Annotated in this window: 16 protein-coding genes; 7 read left to right on the top strand and 9 right to left on the bottom strand. The window is 66.8% G+C overall.

The annotated features are described in order from the left end of the window. Positions 1-61: 61 nt before the first annotated feature. Positions 62-1303 carry an FAD-dependent monooxygenase gene (locus tag ACZ50N_RS14710; RefSeq protein WP_464473161.1) on the top strand — a complete coding sequence of 414 codons (1242 nt, stop codon included), beginning with the start codon at positions 62-64 and terminating at the stop codon, positions 1301-1303. Positions 1304-1312: 9 nt separating this feature from the next. On the opposite strand, the gene ACZ50N_RS14705 is transcribed toward ACZ50N_RS14710, so the two are convergent. Next, positions 1313-1681, bottom strand: a complete 369-nt coding sequence (locus ACZ50N_RS14705) for a DUF1330 domain-containing protein (RefSeq protein WP_464473160.1) — start codon at positions 1679-1681, stop codon at positions 1313-1315. Positions 1682-1755: 74 nt separating this feature from the next. After that, complete coding sequence (locus tag ACZ50N_RS14700) at positions 1756-3015, bottom strand: HNH endonuclease signature motif containing protein (protein WP_464473159.1); 1260 nt, start codon at positions 3013-3015, stop codon at positions 1756-1758. Positions 3016-3189: 174 nt separating this feature from the next. Between ACZ50N_RS14700 and ACZ50N_RS14695 the strand changes: the two genes are divergently transcribed. After that, positions 3190-4056: an EamA family transporter gene (locus ACZ50N_RS14695; RefSeq protein ID WP_464473158.1), complete on the top strand. Its 867-nt coding sequence runs from the start codon at positions 3190-3192 to the stop codon at positions 4054-4056. Positions 4057-4074: 18 nt separating this feature from the next. Next, positions 4075-4431 (top strand): hypothetical protein, encoded by a 357-nt coding sequence (locus tag ACZ50N_RS14690; RefSeq protein ID WP_464473157.1) that lies wholly within the window; start codon positions 4075-4077, stop codon positions 4429-4431. A 2-nt stretch (positions 4432-4433) separates the two neighbouring features. Here ACZ50N_RS14690 and ACZ50N_RS14685 read toward each other — a convergent pair whose 3' ends face one another. From ACZ50N_RS14685 to ACZ50N_RS14670, 4 genes are all read right to left on the bottom strand, one after another. Then, positions 4434-5291, bottom strand: coding sequence for an ABC transporter permease (locus ACZ50N_RS14685; protein ID WP_048422715.1), 858 nt, complete (start codon positions 5289-5291; stop codon positions 4434-4436). Next, positions 5288-6163 carry an ABC transporter permease gene (locus ACZ50N_RS14680; RefSeq protein WP_464473156.1) on the bottom strand — a complete coding sequence of 292 codons (876 nt, stop codon included), beginning with the start codon at positions 6161-6163 and terminating at the stop codon, positions 5288-5290. The genes ACZ50N_RS14685 and ACZ50N_RS14680 overlap by 4 nt, the downstream gene beginning before the upstream one ends. Positions 6164-6167: 4 nt before the next feature. Then, a complete protein-coding gene (locus tag ACZ50N_RS14675) occupies positions 6168-7352 on the bottom strand; it encodes a polyamine ABC transporter substrate-binding protein (protein WP_073684058.1) in 1185 nt (394 codons plus the stop codon). A 73-nt stretch (positions 7353-7425) separates the two neighbouring features. Next, positions 7426-8454, bottom strand: a complete 1029-nt coding sequence (locus tag ACZ50N_RS14670) for an ABC transporter ATP-binding protein (RefSeq protein ID WP_236728332.1) — start codon at positions 8452-8454, stop codon at positions 7426-7428. A gap of 471 nt (positions 8455-8925) precedes the next feature. Between ACZ50N_RS14670 and ACZ50N_RS14665 the strand changes: the two genes are divergently transcribed. Further along, positions 8926-9354 carry a type II toxin-antitoxin system Rv0910 family toxin gene (locus ACZ50N_RS14665; protein WP_046361319.1) on the top strand — a complete coding sequence of 143 codons (429 nt, stop codon included), beginning with the start codon at positions 8926-8928 and terminating at the stop codon, positions 9352-9354. Between the two features lie 11 nt (positions 9355-9365). On the opposite strand, the gene ACZ50N_RS14660 is transcribed toward ACZ50N_RS14665, so the two are convergent. Beyond that, the gene (locus tag ACZ50N_RS14660; protein WP_464473155.1) at positions 9366-10796 is read right to left on the bottom strand and encodes an MFS transporter; all 1431 of its coding nucleotides are present in this window, start codon (positions 10794-10796) and stop codon (positions 9366-9368) included. Between the two features lie 111 nt (positions 10797-10907). Here ACZ50N_RS14660 and ACZ50N_RS14655 point away from each other — a divergent pair, with 111 nt between their 5' ends. Then, positions 10908-12317, top strand: coding sequence for a purine-cytosine permease family protein (locus ACZ50N_RS14655; RefSeq protein WP_046361317.1), 1410 nt, complete (start codon positions 10908-10910; stop codon positions 12315-12317). 42 nt (positions 12318-12359) lie between these two features. After that, positions 12360-12839, top strand: a complete 480-nt coding sequence (locus tag ACZ50N_RS14650; RefSeq protein WP_046361339.1) for a TspO/MBR family protein — start codon at positions 12360-12362, stop codon at positions 12837-12839. Here the strand turns inward: ACZ50N_RS14650 and ACZ50N_RS14645 are convergent. After that, positions 12836-14146 carry a lysine N(6)-hydroxylase/L-ornithine N(5)-oxygenase family protein gene (locus ACZ50N_RS14645; protein ID WP_046361316.1) on the bottom strand — a complete coding sequence of 437 codons (1311 nt, stop codon included), beginning with the start codon at positions 14144-14146 and terminating at the stop codon, positions 12836-12838. The genes ACZ50N_RS14650 and ACZ50N_RS14645 overlap by 4 nt on opposite strands. After that, complete coding sequence (gene panD / locus ACZ50N_RS14640; protein ID WP_046361315.1) at positions 14146-14553, bottom strand: aspartate 1-decarboxylase; 408 nt, start codon at positions 14551-14553, stop codon at positions 14146-14148. Before panD ends, ACZ50N_RS14645 begins: the two co-directional genes overlap by 1 nt. A 216-nt stretch (positions 14554-14769) precedes the next feature. Between panD and ACZ50N_RS14635 the strand changes: the two genes are divergently transcribed. Continuing rightward, on the top strand, positions 14770-15759 hold the full coding sequence (locus ACZ50N_RS14635; protein ID WP_236694102.1) for an iron-siderophore ABC transporter substrate-binding protein: 990 nt from the start codon (positions 14770-14772) through the stop codon (positions 15757-15759). The last annotated feature ends 29 nt before the right edge of the window (positions 15760-15788 follow it).

Raw genomic sequence — 15788 nt, 5'->3', positions numbered from 1 at the left:
ACTACAGTCGCGGATAAGCAACAGTCAAGTAGCTTATTTCTCCGAGATTTGTGGGGCATCCATGACACGCAGAGCTGTGATTTCCGGTGCCAGCATCGCCGGCCCCGTCCTGGCCTTCTGGCTTGCCGAAGCGGGCTGGCAGGTCACGGTCATCGAACGAGCTGACCGGCTGCGCACCAGCGGTTATCCGGTCGATGTCCGTGGCGCCGCTGTCGAGGTGGTGACCCGTATGGGCCTGCACGAGCAACTGGCCGAGAGTCGCTACCGGCATGTCCCGGTGTCCCTGCTGAGTCCGAGCGGACGCCGCTTGTGCACGCTGGACTACGGGAATCTGCTCGGCTCCTCGGGGGAGGGGGACGTCGAACTGTCGCGGGGGGCGCTCAGCGCCGTGCTCCATCGCGCGACCGAGAACCGCGTGGAATACGTGTTCTCCGAATCGATCACCGCCATAAGGGAACTCGATGCCGGGGTGGAGGTGTCGTTCGAGCGCCGACCCGCGGAGATCGTCGACGTGGTCATCGGCGCGGACGGAATCCATTCGAACGTTCGCGCGCTCACGTTCGGCCCCGAGGAGCATTTTCTGCGTCACCTCGGGCCCTACGTCGCTGTCTGGGATCTGCCGCGTGATGCGTTCGCGCCGGGGAGTGGCTACTTCTACTCGCATCCGGGGCGCACGGTGCTGGTCGAGCGACTGGCCGACGGGACGCCGGGCCGGGCGTTCGCCACGTTCGTGCATCCGACGCCGGGAACTGTGGACCGGCGAGATCGCGCCGCGGTGACGGAAGCATTCCGTGAAGCGTTTGCCGAGGATCGTTGGCGCACACCCGAAGTCATCGACACGATGGGCGACTCCGACGACCTCTACGTCGACACGGTCAGTCAGGTGCGCATGCCGCGCTGGAGTTCGGGGCGCGTCGCGTTGGTCGGCGACGCGGCCTACGCGCCGGCGTTCCTGTCCGGACAGGGCACCAGCATCGCGATCGCCGGCGCCTACGTGCTGGCCAGTGAGCTGTGTGCACAGGAGAGCCCGCGGGGTGGCTTCGCTGCCTACGAGATCCGTATGCGTGACTACGTGACGAGGAATCAGGATCTGGCACTGCGCACCGACGGGACGGTTCTGGTCCGTACGTCCGGTCAGCTCCTGCGCCGCAACGTCAAGCTGTGCGCCGTGCCATGGCTGCAGCGGCTCGGCCTGCTCGGACTGCTGCAAGCGCCGCTACGCAGTGCCGCGACGGGCCTGGAGTTGCGCGACGAGGATCTACGGCGGTCGCCGGAGTCGTTGCAGCGCAACGCCCGTCGTTAGATTAGCCGGCTACGCGGCTGCCGGCGTGGTCGCCTGGAGTACCGCTTCGACGAGCGCCTCGGCGCGCAGGTGTTCGAAACGCTGATACTCGGGGTCGTTGATCATGTCGACGAAGTGCTGCCGGCTTGGATAGCGCACGAGTGCCACCATGTCCCAGTCCTGCCCTGGTTCTGCTGACAGCGCGACGCCACCGCTGCCGACGTAGAGCACATCGACGCCGTACTTCGCTTGCACGCCGGTGCTTTCGAACGCGGCGATGTACTCGAGGTAGGTGTCCCTGCCGCCATCGGGTCGGAAGCGAAGCAGATTCAGCATCACCACGGGCCCGCCGTCCTCGCCCAGATACGGGTCGAGCGCTGCGGTGTCGAGCGCGATCATCGTGTCTCCTCAATTGTCTGGCGTTGTCTGCCCCCTCTCGGCACTCTAGGGAGGGGTACCGACAACAACGCGCTTCACTCAGTAGGTGGGCGGGGTTCGTAGGGTTGATACCACCACCAGTTCGCGCGTTCCCCGGTCGGGCCGGGGCATGGTGCGACATCGGGCGGCGGACGGGTGGGTGGTCGGGCCAACGAGGCGGAGGTCAGGTCGTTGCCGGCGGCGTCGGTGACGACGAGCTGGTCGGCGGGGCCGGTGATCGTGATCAGGCCGCGGTGGTGGGCCCGATGGTGATACGGGCAGACCAGCGCCAGGTTCCACAGTTCGGTGGGGCCGCCGTCTTCCCAGTGCACCAGGTGGTGGGCGTGCAGCGCCCGGGTGGACCCGCAGCCGGGCACCACACACGCCCGGTCGCGATGCTCGAGCGCCCGGCTCAACCGCCGATTCACCGTGCGGGTCGACCGGCCGGCCCCGATCACCTGCCCGTCGCGGGAAAACCACACCTCGCAGGTGGCATCACAGGTCAGGTAGCGGCGATCATGCTCGGGCAGAACAGGTCCCAAATGTAATGCTGCCAGGCGGGTTTGGATGTCGACGTGGACGACGACGGTGGTGCGCTGCCCGTGCGGGCGCGCCGCTGCCTCGGCGTCCCACCCGGCATGCACCAGCCGGAGAAATGCCGCTGCGGTGCTGGGGATCGGCCCCCGTCCGTCCGGATCGCCGGTGCTCCACTCGGCCACCAGCGCATCGCGATGCGACGCCAGCGCGGCTTCGAACGCCGCGTTCTCGACGTGAGGGAGCGCGATCTGCCAGTACGTGAACTGCTCATCGCTGTGCGACGTGATCGAGGGCACCGGCCCCGGATCTGTCACAGGCGCCGGCTCGTCCTCGTCCGCCAGCTCGGGCTCGGGTTCCGGCTCGCGCTCCGGTTTGGGTTGCATCTTCAGCGCGGTCCGCAGCTGGCTCACGGTGGCGCACCGGGCCATCGTCGCGAAATGCGAATCCGAGCCGGGCAGGCCATGCTCGGCGATCACCCCGACCTGATCCACCGAGAACCGGCCTTGCTTCAGTCCTGCGATGCAGGACGGAAATTCGTCGTAGCGGTGCGCGATCGCGGCGATCGTCTGCGCCCGCGACGGCGACACCCCGGCCTTCCACGCCAACCACCCCGCCGTCGACCGGGCTCCGGCGGCCGCCCACAACTCGTCGCGGTCGATCTCCGCAGCGATCTCCACGATCCGCGCGTCGATCGCATTCCGCTGGCCCGTCAGCTCCGCCAACTCCTCATGCAGCACCGACAACCGCTCATCGATGGCGAGGGAACTGACCGGGGACATGCCCCCAATCTGCCGACGACCCCCGACATCTCAACGCGAAACAGCCGACCCCGTGCGCAGCCTGTGGATGACATCGGCTCTGGGGACAACTCGTGAAACCGTCCGGAGAAGTCGAACGGTATGTCCGTGAATATCACGTGGACCGCAACGGTCGGCGTCCCGTTCAATGCAGACATGACATCGGATCTGGCTCGCTCGGGCGCCATGATGGCGGTCGGCGCAATGGCGTGCGTGCAGCTCGGTCTGGCGTTCGCCGTGACGTTGATCGACGACATCGGCGTCGAGGGAGTCGCCTGGCTACGGCTGATGTGGGCCGGCGTCCTGCTGCTCGTCCTGGTGCGTCCGCGGTGGACGGCGTTCACCCGCCGGTCCTTCGTCATGTGCGTCGTCCTCGGCATGTTCACCGCCGGCATCACTCTGCTCTACATGGCTGCTGTCGACCGCATTCCGCTCGGGACGGCCAGTGCGCTGGAATTCCTCGGCCCGCTCTCGGTCGCCGTGGCCCGCGGACACGGCCGCGGACGCCTGCTGTGGCCGGGCATCGCGGCGGTCGGCGTCGTCCTGCTGACCGAGCCCTGGAGCGGCACCGTCGACCAGGTCGGCGTCGCCTACGCACTCGGCTCCGCAGTGTGTTGGGCCGCCTACATCCTGCTCACGCAGAAGGTGGGCGACGAGGTCGCCGGGATCGCGGGGCTGGCGGTGTCGATGCCGGTTGCTGCCCTGTTCGCCACCGCGGTCGTCGGCCCGACGGTGATTCCCCGCATCGATTCCCACATCCTGCTGCTGGGTCTCGGACTGGCCATCCTGCTCCCGGTCGTGCCCTTCGCCCTCGAACTGTTGGCGCTGCGCCGTCTCACCACGGCCGCGTTCGGCACCCTGATGAGTGTGGAGCCGGCGTTGGCGATGGTGGTGGGGCTGGTCATCCTCCATCAGGTGCCGGGACCGCTGAGCGTGTTCGGCATCGCGTTCGTGGTCGCGGCCGGCGCCGGCGCGGCCCGTTACGGTGCCCGCTCACAACCCGTACCCCTCGAGGTCGGCTGAGCGATTACCGTGTCAGCCATGGGCAGAGGAATTTTCGGCTCACCCGTGGTGGGCCTCGTCAACGCCGGCGCAGCTCGACTGATCCACGCCCCGGTCATCGGTCCGCTCGTGAGGCGCAGCATGGTGGTCATCCGCTACACGGGACGGCGTTCGCAGCAGACGTTCGAAACCCCGGTCAATTATCAGCGTTCGGGTAGCGAGGTCGTCATCCGGGTGATGGCACCCGATCAGAAGACCTGGTGGCGGAACTTCACCGGCGGCGGCGGCGCCTTGACACTCACCGATTTCGACGGCGTCGATCGCACCGGTCACGCGGTCGCGCAGCGCGACGACCGTGGCCGCGTGACGGTGCGGGTGCGGCTCGACGCGAGCTGAGCTCAGGTCTCGAAACGCTTGCGCCGGTACAGGGTGCCGATCGCGAGCAGGATCAGGCTGATCAGCAGGATCGCGGTGGCGAGCACGTTGATCTGCGGGGGGACGGCAGCCTTGACCGCGGCGTTGACGTACAGCGGATACGTCACCGTCGAGCCGCTGACGAAGTAGGTGATGATGAAGTCGTCGAGCGACAGCGCGAACGACAGCATCGCCGCAGCGATGATGCCGGGCACGATGAGCGGCAGGGTGACCTTGAAGAACGTGCGCGCGGGGCTGGCACCGAGATCCAGCGAGGCGTCCTCGAGGGTCCAGTCGAATCCGCGCACCCGCGCCCGCACGGTCATCGCGATGAAACTGACCTCGAAAGCGATGTGCGACAGCAGGATCGTGGTGTAGCCGGCGGCCCAGCCCAGGTCGAGGAACAGCGTCAGCAGCGCGGCACCCATGACGACCTCGGGGGCGGTCAGCGGGAGAACCAGGAACGTGTCGACCGCGCCCTGGCCCCGCCAGCGCTGCCGTACCAGCGCGATCGCGACCAGCGTGCCGAGGACCAGCGCGACCGCCGTCGACACCGCGGCCACGTTGAGGCTGAGCTTGAGTGCCTCGGTCAGCGGCGGATACTTGAACGGGTGCGCCCAGTTGTTCAGTGTGAAGCCCTGCCAGCTGTAGTTGAACTTGCCGGCGGGCTTGTTGAACGAGAACAAGATGATCACGAAAATCGGCAGGAACAGGTAGAGCAGCACCAGTCCGGCGACGATCCGCAACAGCAGATCGCCCCAATTACGCCGTGCCCTCACCTTTTTGGCGGTGGGCGGTTGCTGTGCCGCGGTGGCGATCGCGGCGCCGGCCTGGGTCGTCATACCAGGTCCTCCGTCCCCAGTGCACGGGTGTACAGCAGGACGCCCACCAGGATCAGAAGCATCAGGCCAAGGCTCAGAGCTGCGGCCGCGGGGTAGTCCTTGACCACCAGGAACTGCTTCTGGATCACGTTGCCGATCATCGTGGTCTGCGTGCTACCCAGATAGTCGGCATTGATGAAGTCGCCGACCGCGGGGATGAAGACGAGCATGCTGCCCGCCAGCACGCCTGGCATGGACAGCGGCAGGATGACTTTGCCGAAGCTGCGCCCCGCCGAGGAGTACAGGTCCTTGGACGCTTCGAGCAACCGCGGGTCTATCTTCTCCAGGCTGACGTAGAGCGGCAGGATCATGAAGATGATCCAGTTGTAGGTCAGGCCGCCGATCACCGCCCAGCTCGTCGAGAGCAGTCGTCCCTCGCTGGGCAGCAGACCCACCGCACCCAGCGCGCTGACCACCCATCCTTCGTCGGCGAGGATCGTCTTCCATGCGATCGTGCGGATCAGGAAGGTCACGAAGAACGGCAGGATCACCAGGCCCAGGATCAGGTTCTTGTAGCGACCTGCTTTGAACGCGATGACGTAGGCCAGCGGGAACGCCAGCAGCAGGCACAGGATCGTCGCTGCGAACGAGTATCCGAAGGACCGGAGGATCTGGTCCTTGTAGAGCACGAACGCGTCGGTGAAATTGCCGAAGTTCCAGGCGAACTCGAGTGTCGGCATGAACACCGAGCCGCCGGTCGTCGACAGTGAGGTGCGCGCGAGGGAGAAGAACGGCACCACGAAGAACACCGCGAGGTACACGAGCGCGGGCAACACCATGAGATACGGAGCGATCTTGCTCCGCTGCCTGCTGCTGCTGGCTACACCGGCCATCGGCTCAGCCGCCGGTGACGGCGGCGTAGGCGGTGTTGTACTCCTGCGTCTGCTCGTCGGTCAGCGGAGCCCAGCCCTTCGATTTGGCCAGCGTCTCCTTCGACGGGTTGATCAGCGGGTTCTTCGCCGCCGCGGGATCGACCTTCTCGAGCTCCTCGGTCATGTCTGACAGCACCGGGACGTATTGGACGAAGGCGACCAGCTTGGCGTAGTTCGCCCGGTCGTAGACGTAGTTGATCCACGCCTCGGCGGCCTTCTGGTTCTGGGTGGTGTAGGGGATCACCATCGTGTCGACGAACGTGGTCGCGCCGGACTCGGGAACCACGAACTGCAGGTCGGGGTTGTCGGCCTGCAGCTGCACCACGTCACCCGAATATGCCTGCGCCACAGCGATGTTGCCTGCGGCGAGATCGTCGGCGTAGTCGTTTCCGGTGAACCGGCGGATCTGACCCTTGTCGTTCTGCTCGCGCACCAGATCGATGGCCTTGGTCACGCTCTCGGTGCTGGGGTTCTCCGGTGAATTGCCCTGAGAGAGCATGATCATGCCCAGCGCGTCCTGCGAATCGGAGAACAGGCTGACCCGACCCTTGAACGCCGGATCCCACAGGTCGTTGATGGACGTGATGTCGCGGCCCGTGGCTGCGCGGTTGTAGGCCAGCCCGACGAGCCCCGACATGTAGGGCGCGGTGAACTTGCGGCCCGGATCGACACTGGCCTCCAGTAGGTCGGGGCGAATGTTCTTCTTGTTCGGCACACCCTCGTCGCTGATGTCGTTGAGCCAGCCCAGCTGGTGCAGTCGCGTCGCCATGAACGAGGTCGGCACCGCCAGGTCGCAGCCGATGTCCTGCTTGCGCGACAGCGGCTCCTTGACCTTGGCGAACCACTGTTCGTTGTCGTTGAAGTCTTCCTTGTAGTCCACCGTGATGCCCGACGCGGTCTGGAACGCCGCGACGAACCCGTCGGCCATGTACAGCGGCCAGTTCGAGATGCGCAGCGTGCCGCTCGCCGGACCGCTGTCCTGGCTGCTCGAACTCGCGGTGTTGCTGTCGGAGCCGCCGCAGGCGGCCAACACGGACGAGCCCAGGCCCAGGGCCGCAGCGGCCGCGGCACTGCCACCGAGGAAACGGCGGCGCGACGTGCGGCTGGCGGTCAGACGGGCGAGCATGCGGGGATCGAACTCGGGGGACATGGCGAGGCGTACCTTTCGTCGGGTCCAGAGATGGGGAGGGGGTCGAATCGGGGGCGTCGGCCCGTGGGCACGATCACGAGTCGTCGAGCATCTCCTCGAGATCCTCGGTCGTGGGGATGTCGTCGCCGGGCAACACCAGCGAGGCGTCGGGGGCCCACCCGACGTACACCTCGTCACCGGGGCGCAGCATCGGCAGATCCTGCTCGGGCCCGACGTGGGCGATCACCGTGGACTCGTCGGGCGCGGCCAGCGACAGTCGCACCACGGGACCCTGGAACGTCAGATCGGTCACCGTGGCGCGCACCGAGGCCACCTCGCCGGCCGGGGCGTCCATCGACACCCGGACGCGCTCGGGGCGCACCATCAGCGTGGCGTTACCGCCCGATTCGATGGTCGTGTCGCCCGGGCGGGCCTTGAGCGTCGAGCCGAGCACGTCGATCTCGACGTAGTCGCGGTTCACGCGGCCCGTCTGCCGTCCCGCCCAGAGGTTGGCCTGGCCGATGAAGCTCGCCACGAAAACCGTCGAGGGCCGGTCGTAGATCTCGGTCGGAGAACCGATCTGATCGACGTTGCCGGCGTTCATGACCGCGATGCGGTCACTCATCGTCAACGCCTCTTCCTGATCGTGCGTGACGTAGATGAACGTGATGCCGACTTCGCGCTGAATGCGCTTGAGCTCGAACTGCATGGCGTGGCGTAGCTTGAGGTCCAGGGCGCCGAGCGGCTCGTCGAGCAGCAGCGCACTGGGGTAGTTCACCAGCGCCCGCGCGAGTGCGACGCGCTGCTGCTGTCCGCCGGAGAGTTGAGAAGGCTTGCGCTCGGCGAAGTCGGTCAGCCGCACGATCTCGAGCAATTCGTCGACGCGCTTGCGGACTTCCTGCTTGTCCTTCTTCGCACTGCGCGGTCCATACGCCACGTTGTCCCACACCGTCATGTGGGGGAACAGCGCGTAGTGCTGGAAGACGGTGTTGACGTTGCGCTTGTTCGGCGGCGTCTTCGACACGTCGCGACCTTCCAGGCGGATGGCGCCTGCGGTCGGGGTCTCGAACCCGGCGATCATCCTCAGCGTCGTCGTCTTACCGCACCCGGACGGGCCGAGCATGGAGAAGAACTCGCCCTGGGCGATCGTGAAGTCGGCGTCGGAGACCGCGACGTAGTCGCCGAAGCGTTTCGTGACGTGGTCGATCTCGATGACGGGTCCGCCCTTGGCGCGGGCCGCCTCGCGTCCCGCAGACCCGGACGTCTGGTCTGCAGCGGTGGTGTGTGTGCCGGTCAGCGGGGATCCTCCTCGAACAGCGGCCTTCGTGGCCGTAGTAAACCTTCGCGGATCCCACCGTCGTCCGCAACCGTTTCCGCAACGATTTTACATTTCAACAATGGAATCCTTCGCCAAACCTGTCATTGGTTGCGAGAATCCGCGAGATTCGGCCGTCGGCGGCGTGGGGCATCAGCACCTGACCGGGGGGGGGGGGGGCTCTCGGCCGGTGAATTTTCGTTATCTGTATGAGTCTGCCGCCTGACTGCAGCCGACGTCACCGTTTACCCCTCCGATCCGGCGGGGTAGTGAGAGGCCATGGCCGCAGTCGACGTATCCGTGACCTCGGACCTCAGCCCTGAGCGGGCGTGGGGCCTGGCGTCAGACCTGAGCCGCTTCGACGAGTGGCTCACCATCTTCGGTGGGTGGAAAAGCCCCGTCCCCGACGTGATCGACGTCGACACGCAGGTCTCCTCGTTGATCAAGGTCAAGGGATTCCGCAACATCATCCACTGGCGGGTGACGCGATACGACGAACCCAAAGAGATCGAGCTCATGGGAAACGGCCGTGGCGGCGTCAGTATCGCGCTCAGTCTGCAGGTCGCATCGCACGATGAGGGCTCGTCGTTCCGCGTGGTGGCCAACCTGTCAGGTGGACTGTTGAACACACCCGTCGGAAACGTCGTCGCCCGCGTTATCAAAGGCGATGTACGACGTTCGGTGTGCAACCTCGCCGAACTCGGCTAGATGTAGACCCGTCAGCCCCACTCGTGGTTCATCGCCCGCGTCTCGTACCGAGAGTCCGGCGCAGGTGGCTCTGCTCGGGGCCGGGACAGGGCGATCAGGACCATCGCCAGCAGCGCGGTCCCCGCGCCCGCTGAGAAGATCGCGACGAAGCTGCTCTCCAGCGGTACGCCGGCCGCGTCGGTGCGGCCCAGCAGCTTCGCCACCACCGCGGCGGCGGTCGAGCTGCCCACGGTGCGCGCGATCGCGTTCATCCCCGTCGCGACTCCTGTTTCACCGGCATCGCAGTCGGCGACGACGAGCGCCGGCAGCGCACCGTAGCCCAGGCTGATGTAGCCGTTGGCCAGCACGCTGGCGATGATGACCTGCCAGGACGTGGAATGGACGAAGGCGGCCAGCACGAACCCCACGATGCCGGCGACGGCCGCGGCGACCAGGACCGGTCGCGCGCCGAAACGGTCGATGAACCGGCCGCTGACCAGGGCGACGACGAATCCGGTGACGGCGCCGGGGAGGAGATAGACGACGCTGGCCTGCAACACGGTCGCACCGAAGCCGTAGCCATCCGGACCGCCCGGCATCTGGACGAACTGCGTCAGGCCCAGGAATGCGAAGTACAGGCCCATGCCGACGAACGCGGTGGCCACATTGGTCAACAGCATCGAGCGTCGGGCCAGCATGCGGGTCGAGACCAGCGGCTGGCTCACCCGCCGCTCCCACTGCCACCACCCGACGAGCACGACCAGGCCGCCGACCACGCAGGCCACGGTCCGCGGCGATCCCCATCCCCACGAATGTCCCTGCGTGATGGACAGCAGTACCGCTGACAGGCCCACACCCAGACCGAGCGCGCCGATCCAGTCGATCGTGCCCGCGGTGGCGCGTTCCCTGTTGGGCACCACGGTGAGCACGATGGCGAGGACCAGCACCGTGAATCCGGTCGTCAGCCAGAACACCCGGTGATACCCGGCGTCTCCGGTCATCAACAGCCCCACCACGACCAGGCCTGCGCCGCCGCCGAACCCCAGCGTGCCCGACAGCACCGCCATCGCTGACCCGATGCGGTCCTCGGGCAGCTCTTCGCGCAGGATCGCGATGCTGACCGGGTACAGCGCGAACGACGCCGCCTGTAGGACGCGGGCCAGCACGAGCAGCGGCAATGACGTGGTCGTCGCCGCCAGCACCGACCCCACGAGCACCACGGCGAGGACCGCCACCAGTACGTGTTTTTTGCGGTACAGGTCGGCGAGACGTCCGATCAGCGGGGTGGCCGCTGCCGCCGCGAGCAGATTGGCTGTCACGACCCAGCTGGCCGCGACCACCGACGCGCCCAGCTGATCGGCGATCACTCCCAGCACCGGCACCACCGCGGTCTGCAGCACGGCGACGGTCAGGACGACGACACTCAGTCCGATCACCAGCAGGCGGGGCTGCCTGTGTGCCACGCCCACTCCGATCGTTAGGACATCTCGGTTTGTGCTCGATTATGGACTCCCATCCGGCGGCGTCGGCAACCCGGGCCGCCGCGGGTGAGCTCTGCGTGGTCGAATGTGGCCATGGCTCAACGAGGCTCGTCGCAGGTCCGATCCGCCGCGCTGACCGGGCCGGTCTTCACCGGCCATCGGCCGTCCGGCGCGGGCGATCTGTCGGTGGAGACGCACGGCATCGCGCCCATTCCGACAGACCAGCGCTACGGCGGCCCCGGCCGGCTCTTCACCGTGTGGTTCGCGCCGCAGGTGAACATGACGGGCGTCTTCACGGGCACGTTGGCGATCGCACTCGGCCTCGGTTTCTGGCTGGGGCTGCTCGCGATGGTGATCGGCACGCTGCTCGGGTCCCTGGTCGTCGGTTACCTGTCCACCTGGGGCCCGCGGACCGGTGCAGGGCAGCTGCCCAACGCACGCATGGCTTTCGGTGGGACAGTCGTCGTTCCCGCGGCGCTGCAATGGATCTCGTCGATCGCGTGGGACGCGCTGGTCGGATTGTTCGGGGGCGAGGCGCTGTCGGTGCTCCTCGGGATCCCGTTCTGGGCCGGGGTGCTGATCGTGCTCGGCGTGCAGGGCGTCGTCGGTGTCTTCGGCTACGAGGTGATCCATCGGCTACAGGCGGTCCTCACGGTGGTGCTCTTCGTGACGTTCGTGGTGTTCACCGTCAAACTGATCGGCGGTCACGAGATCGCGGCGCCGGCCACCGCGGCCGGACCGGACCTGGTCGCGGCGTTCGTGCTCGAAGTGACGATCGCGTTCAGCTTGGCGGTGTCGTGGGCGACCTACGCCGCCGATTTCAGTCGCTATCTGCCCGCCGACGTCTCCCGCGCGAAGGTGTTCGCGTTCACGGCCTCGGGTTTGCTGCTGGCGTATGCGTTCGTGCAAGGCATCGGGATCGCGGCGGCGGAGTTGGTCGGTGAGCAGACCGCCGAGGGTGTGCGCTCGGTGATGGGCGGAGGCGTGTTGGGTGCCGTCGCATTGCTGGTGATCGCGATCGCGTCCATCGGATCCGGGGTGATGAACGACTACAGCGGATCACTGGCCCTGCAGACCGTCGGCGTCCGGGTGCGCAGGCCCGTCTCCGCCGTGATCGTCACGGTCCTCGCTTTCGCGCTGATCCTGTGGCTGCACGCGGCCGACACCGCGCAACGCTTCACCGACGTCCTCCTGCTCGTCAGCTACTGGATTCCGGCGTTCGTCGTCGTGCTGGTGATCGACTGGCGTATCCGCATGGCAGGGCGCGACACCGTCGATCCGGCGCAGGAACCCACCGATCGCCGCGACGCCGTTGCTGCGCTGATCGTCTTCGGACTCGCCTATGTGATCGCGGTGCCGTTCATGAACACCACGCTGATCCAGGGTCCGATCGCGACCGCGTGGCACGGCGCCGACATCGCCTACTTCGTCAATGCGGCGGCCGCCGCGGTGCTCTACGGCGGCTACCGAATCGTCACCGGTCGAGGTGCTGTTGTTCGGTAGCGTCGGATGCACGAACGCCGCCGCCAGGAAGGACTGACACAGATGCCCTCGAAGACTCTCGCCAAGACCGCCGGTGCCGCACTTGCCACCGCCGTGGTCGGTGGGCTGGCCAGCCGGCCCGCTCAGTCGCCCTGGTACACGCGGCTGAAGAAGCCGTCGTTTCAGCCTCCGGCACAGGCGTTCCCGATCGTGTGGCCGATCCTCTACACCGATATCGCGGTGGTGTCGGCGTCGACGATCGACGCCCTGCACGAGCAGGGCAGGCATGCCGAGGCGCGGTCCTACAGCCGCGCGCTGGCGGCCAATCTCGTCCTCAACGCCGGGTGGAGTTGGATCTTCTTCAATCAGCGCCGGCTCGGCACGGCGGCGGTCGCGGCCGCGGCACTCGCCGCCAGCAGCACCGATCTGGCCCGCAGGGCCGCGTCGGTGCAGCCCGCGGCCGGAGCGGCGCTGGCTCCGTATCCGCTCTGGTGCGGTTTCGCGACGGCGTTGTCGACCCGCATCTGGCAGCTCAACCGTTAGGGACGGCTGAGCTCGACGTGTCGGCGCGGGGGCGACGACGTCCGGGTCGTGTCGATCGACGCCAGGATCTCCCCGCTGCGGATCGCGATGTTCGACAGCAGCGACGAGGTCAGACCGTGGGTGTGTTCGGTGTTGCCCTGGACGTAGAGCCCACCTGCGGTGGACGGTTCGGTGATCAGCCGGTAGTCACGTGACACCGCGGGGCGTCCATCGTGGTAGACCAGGTCGGCGTGCAGGGGTCCCAGGATCGCGCCGAGCGCGGCAGGGGTGAATCCGGTCGCGTAGATCACTGCGTCGCAATCGATTCGGGTGATGTCGCCGGTCGGATGGTGCCGGATGTCGACGGAGATGCCGTCGTCGTGCTCGTCGGTGCCGCACACGCTCGAGGCCCCCCGCAGGTACAACCGCCGCTCTCCGGTGACCCGCTCGGCGTATTCGCGTGCGTAGAGGTCCTCGATGAGCGGCATGTCCACCGCCGAGTAGTTGGTGCTGCGGTGGTAGTCGAGCAACTGGCGCCGCACCGGCGGGCTGGCGCTGTAGAAGTCGTCGACGGCGTCGGGATCGAACACCCGATTGGCGAACGGGCTGTCGTCGGCGGGGCTGTAACCGTATTTGGCGAAGACCCCGTGCACCTCGATCGAGTCGAGATCGTGCAGATAGGCGCACACCTCAGCTGCGCTCTGCCCAGCACCGACGACGACGAACCGGTTGTGGCGTCTGGTCGGGAGGCGCTCGAGATCGTGAAGGAAGTTGTGGTTGTGGATCTTTCGTGCCGACGGGGTGACATCTGGGGGCAGCTGCGGTTGTAGCCCTCCCGCGATCACCACGTTGCGCGCCCGCAGCACTCCGGCGTGCGCCCCGGTGACCTCGATCTCGAAGAAGTCGCCGGCATCGCGCACTGCGGTGACCCGCGATCCGTAGCGCACCGGGGCAGCGACTTTCTCGGCTGCCCAACGCAGGTAGTCGTGGAACTCCACACGTGTGGGGAAGAACGTCTTGTAGTTGATGAACTCGGTCAGGCGGCCCCGGTCGGTCAGATAGTTCAGGAAGGTGAACTCACTGGTCGGATTACGCTGGGTGGCGAGATCTTTGAGGAACGAGATCTGCATCGTCGCGCCGGGGATCAACATGCCGGTGTGCCAACCGAACTCCGATTTCGCCTCGACGAACGTGGCCGAGAGCGGCGCGGTGGCGGTCTCGTTGTGCTCGTGAAGGGCGATCGCCAGCGCGAGGTTGGACGGCCCGAAACCGACGCCCACGAAGTCGAGCACCTGGTCGGCGGCGGCCGGTGGGTCGAACGTCGTCATCACGCTCCCGCCATCTGATCGACGGCGCCGGGAACAGGCTCCGACGGATCCGCCCCCAGGCCGACGATCCGATTGGCGGCGTCGACATGGACGACCGCGCAGCGATGACGCGGCAGGTCGGACTGCTGCACTCCGATGAACGACATGATGATCACCAGGTTTCCGGGCGAGATCAGATGTGCTGCGGCACCGTTGATTCCGATCACTCCCGAGCCGGCACGCCCGGTGATCGCGTAGGTGATCAGGCGTGCGCCCGAGGTGACGTCGACGATGTGCACCTGCTCCCCGTCGACGATCCCCGCGGCGGACATCAGATCCGCGTCGATGGTGACCGAGCCCACGTAGTGCAGATCGGCCTGGGTGACCGTCGCTCTGTGGATCTTGCCTCCGAGCATTGTGCGCAGCATTCCACCTCCAGTTGTTATGGTAAGGCTAGCCTATGTTTGAAGCTGTGCAAGGCCTACGTCGGTAGGTGTGCGACATCCAAAATCGTTGGCCACCAACGGGGTCGATCGTCGAGCCGGCGGAGATCGTCGTCGGGCGCTTCCTGCTGACGCTAGTAAGTTATGCGAGCCTAAGCTAATCTGCTCGCGCGAACCATACCGAACGAAGGGGACAGCAGCGTGATCGAGCAGCAACATCGAAGGCGCAGACGAGGGCGAGCGGCCGCGGCAGTACTGGCAGCGTTGCTGCTCGTTGCCGCGCTGGCGGGTTGTGGGTCGGCGTCGACCGAGGCGCCGCAGGCGCAGACGGTGACGATCGCCCACAAATTCGGCGAGACGAAGGTGCCGGCGGACCCGAAGCGGGTGGTGACGGTCGGCTGGACCGATCAGGACTTCGTGTTGCCGTTCGGTGTGGTTCCCGTCAGCACGCGGGAGTTCTTCACCGAGTACAACGGCTATCCCTGGGTCAAGGCCGCGACGGACGGCAAGGGTGTGACCACGTGGGGTGCCGACACCATCGACTTCGAAGCGATCGCCGCGCAGAAGCCGGACGTGATCTTCGCGATCTACGAGACCATCGACCGTCAGACCTACGACAGATTGTCGTCGATCGCGCCCACGGTGATCCAGTCCGGCGACTACGCCGACGAAGAGACGCCCTGGGACGTCCAATTGCTGACAACAGGTACCGCGCTCGGCAAGAAGGACCAGGCCGAGAAGCTCGTCGCCGAGGTCAAGGGAAAGATCGCGGATGCTCGGGCGGCCCACCCGGAATTCGAGGGCAAGACACTGGTCGTGGACTTCGGACCGGAGAACGGCGGTCACTATCTCCTCCCCGAGAACGACCCTCGGCGTTCGCTGTTCACCGCGCTCGGGTTCACGACCCAGGATGTCCACGGTGACGTCAGCGAGGAGAGGCTCGACCTGCTCGACCGTGACGTGCTGTTCGTCAACGGGGCCACGCGCGAGCAGATGATGGCGTCGCCGGCGTTCTCCCGGCTGGGCGTGGTCCGCGACGGTCGCACCCTGTACACCACGTTCGAGTCGAACCTGAGCGGTGCGCTGACCTACAGCGGCCCCCAGGCGCTCATGTATGCGCTCGACGTGCTCACCCCGCAGTTGGCCAACGCCCTGGCAGGACGGCCGGTCGCCGACCTCGCCACCGCCTGACACCGATACCGTCACACCCCGCCGGCGCC

The sequence above is a fragment of the Mycolicibacterium obuense genome (genome assembly GCF_055397605.1).
The sequence above is the reverse complement of the archived record's forward strand: the minus strand, read 5'-3'. Positions and strand labels throughout refer to the sequence as shown.

What these genes read in the sequence shown, in the direction of transcription:
- ACZ50N_RS14645 (WP_046361316.1), bottom strand. Translation starts at nt 14,146, where the DNA reads ATGACGACGTTCGACCCACCGGCCGCCGCCGACCAGGTGCTCGACTTC.
- ACZ50N_RS14665 (WP_046361319.1), top strand. Translation starts at nt 8,926, where the DNA reads ATGGCCGCAGTCGACGTATCCGTGACCTCGGACCTCAGCCCTGAGCGG.
- ACZ50N_RS14650 (WP_046361339.1), top strand. Translation starts at nt 12,360, where the DNA reads ATGCCCTCGAAGACTCTCGCCAAGACCGCCGGTGCCGCACTTGCCACC.
- ACZ50N_RS14700 (WP_464473159.1), bottom strand. Translation starts at nt 3,015, where the DNA reads ATGTCCCCGGTCAGTTCCCTCGCCATCGATGAGCGGTTGTCGGTGCTG.
- ACZ50N_RS14690 (WP_464473157.1), top strand. Translation starts at nt 4,075, where the DNA reads ATGGGCAGAGGAATTTTCGGCTCACCCGTGGTGGGCCTCGTCAACGCC.
- ACZ50N_RS14710 (WP_464473161.1), top strand. Translation starts at nt 62, where the DNA reads ATGACACGCAGAGCTGTGATTTCCGGTGCCAGCATCGCCGGCCCCGTC.
- ACZ50N_RS14705 (WP_464473160.1), bottom strand. Translation starts at nt 1,681, where the DNA reads ATGATCGCGCTCGACACCGCAGCGCTCGACCCGTATCTGGGCGAGGAC.
- ACZ50N_RS14655 (WP_046361317.1), top strand. Translation starts at nt 10,908, where the DNA reads ATGGCTCAACGAGGCTCGTCGCAGGTCCGATCCGCCGCGCTGACCGGG.
- ACZ50N_RS14695 (WP_464473158.1), top strand. Translation starts at nt 3,190, where the DNA reads ATGACATCGGATCTGGCTCGCTCGGGCGCCATGATGGCGGTCGGCGCA.
- panD (WP_046361315.1), bottom strand. Translation starts at nt 14,553, where the DNA reads ATGCTGCGCACAATGCTCGGAGGCAAGATCCACAGAGCGACGGTCACC.
- ACZ50N_RS14675 (WP_073684058.1), bottom strand. Translation starts at nt 7,352, where the DNA reads ATGTCCCCCGAGTTCGATCCCCGCATGCTCGCCCGTCTGACCGCCAGC.
- ACZ50N_RS14685 (WP_048422715.1), bottom strand. Translation starts at nt 5,291, where the DNA reads ATGACGACCCAGGCCGGCGCCGCGATCGCCACCGCGGCACAGCAACCG.
- ACZ50N_RS14670 (WP_236728332.1), bottom strand. Translation starts at nt 8,454, where the DNA reads ATGCTCGGCCCGTCCGGGTGCGGTAAGACGACGACGCTGAGGATGATC.
- ACZ50N_RS14680 (WP_464473156.1), bottom strand. Translation starts at nt 6,163, where the DNA reads ATGGCCGGTGTAGCCAGCAGCAGCAGGCAGCGGAGCAAGATCGCTCCG.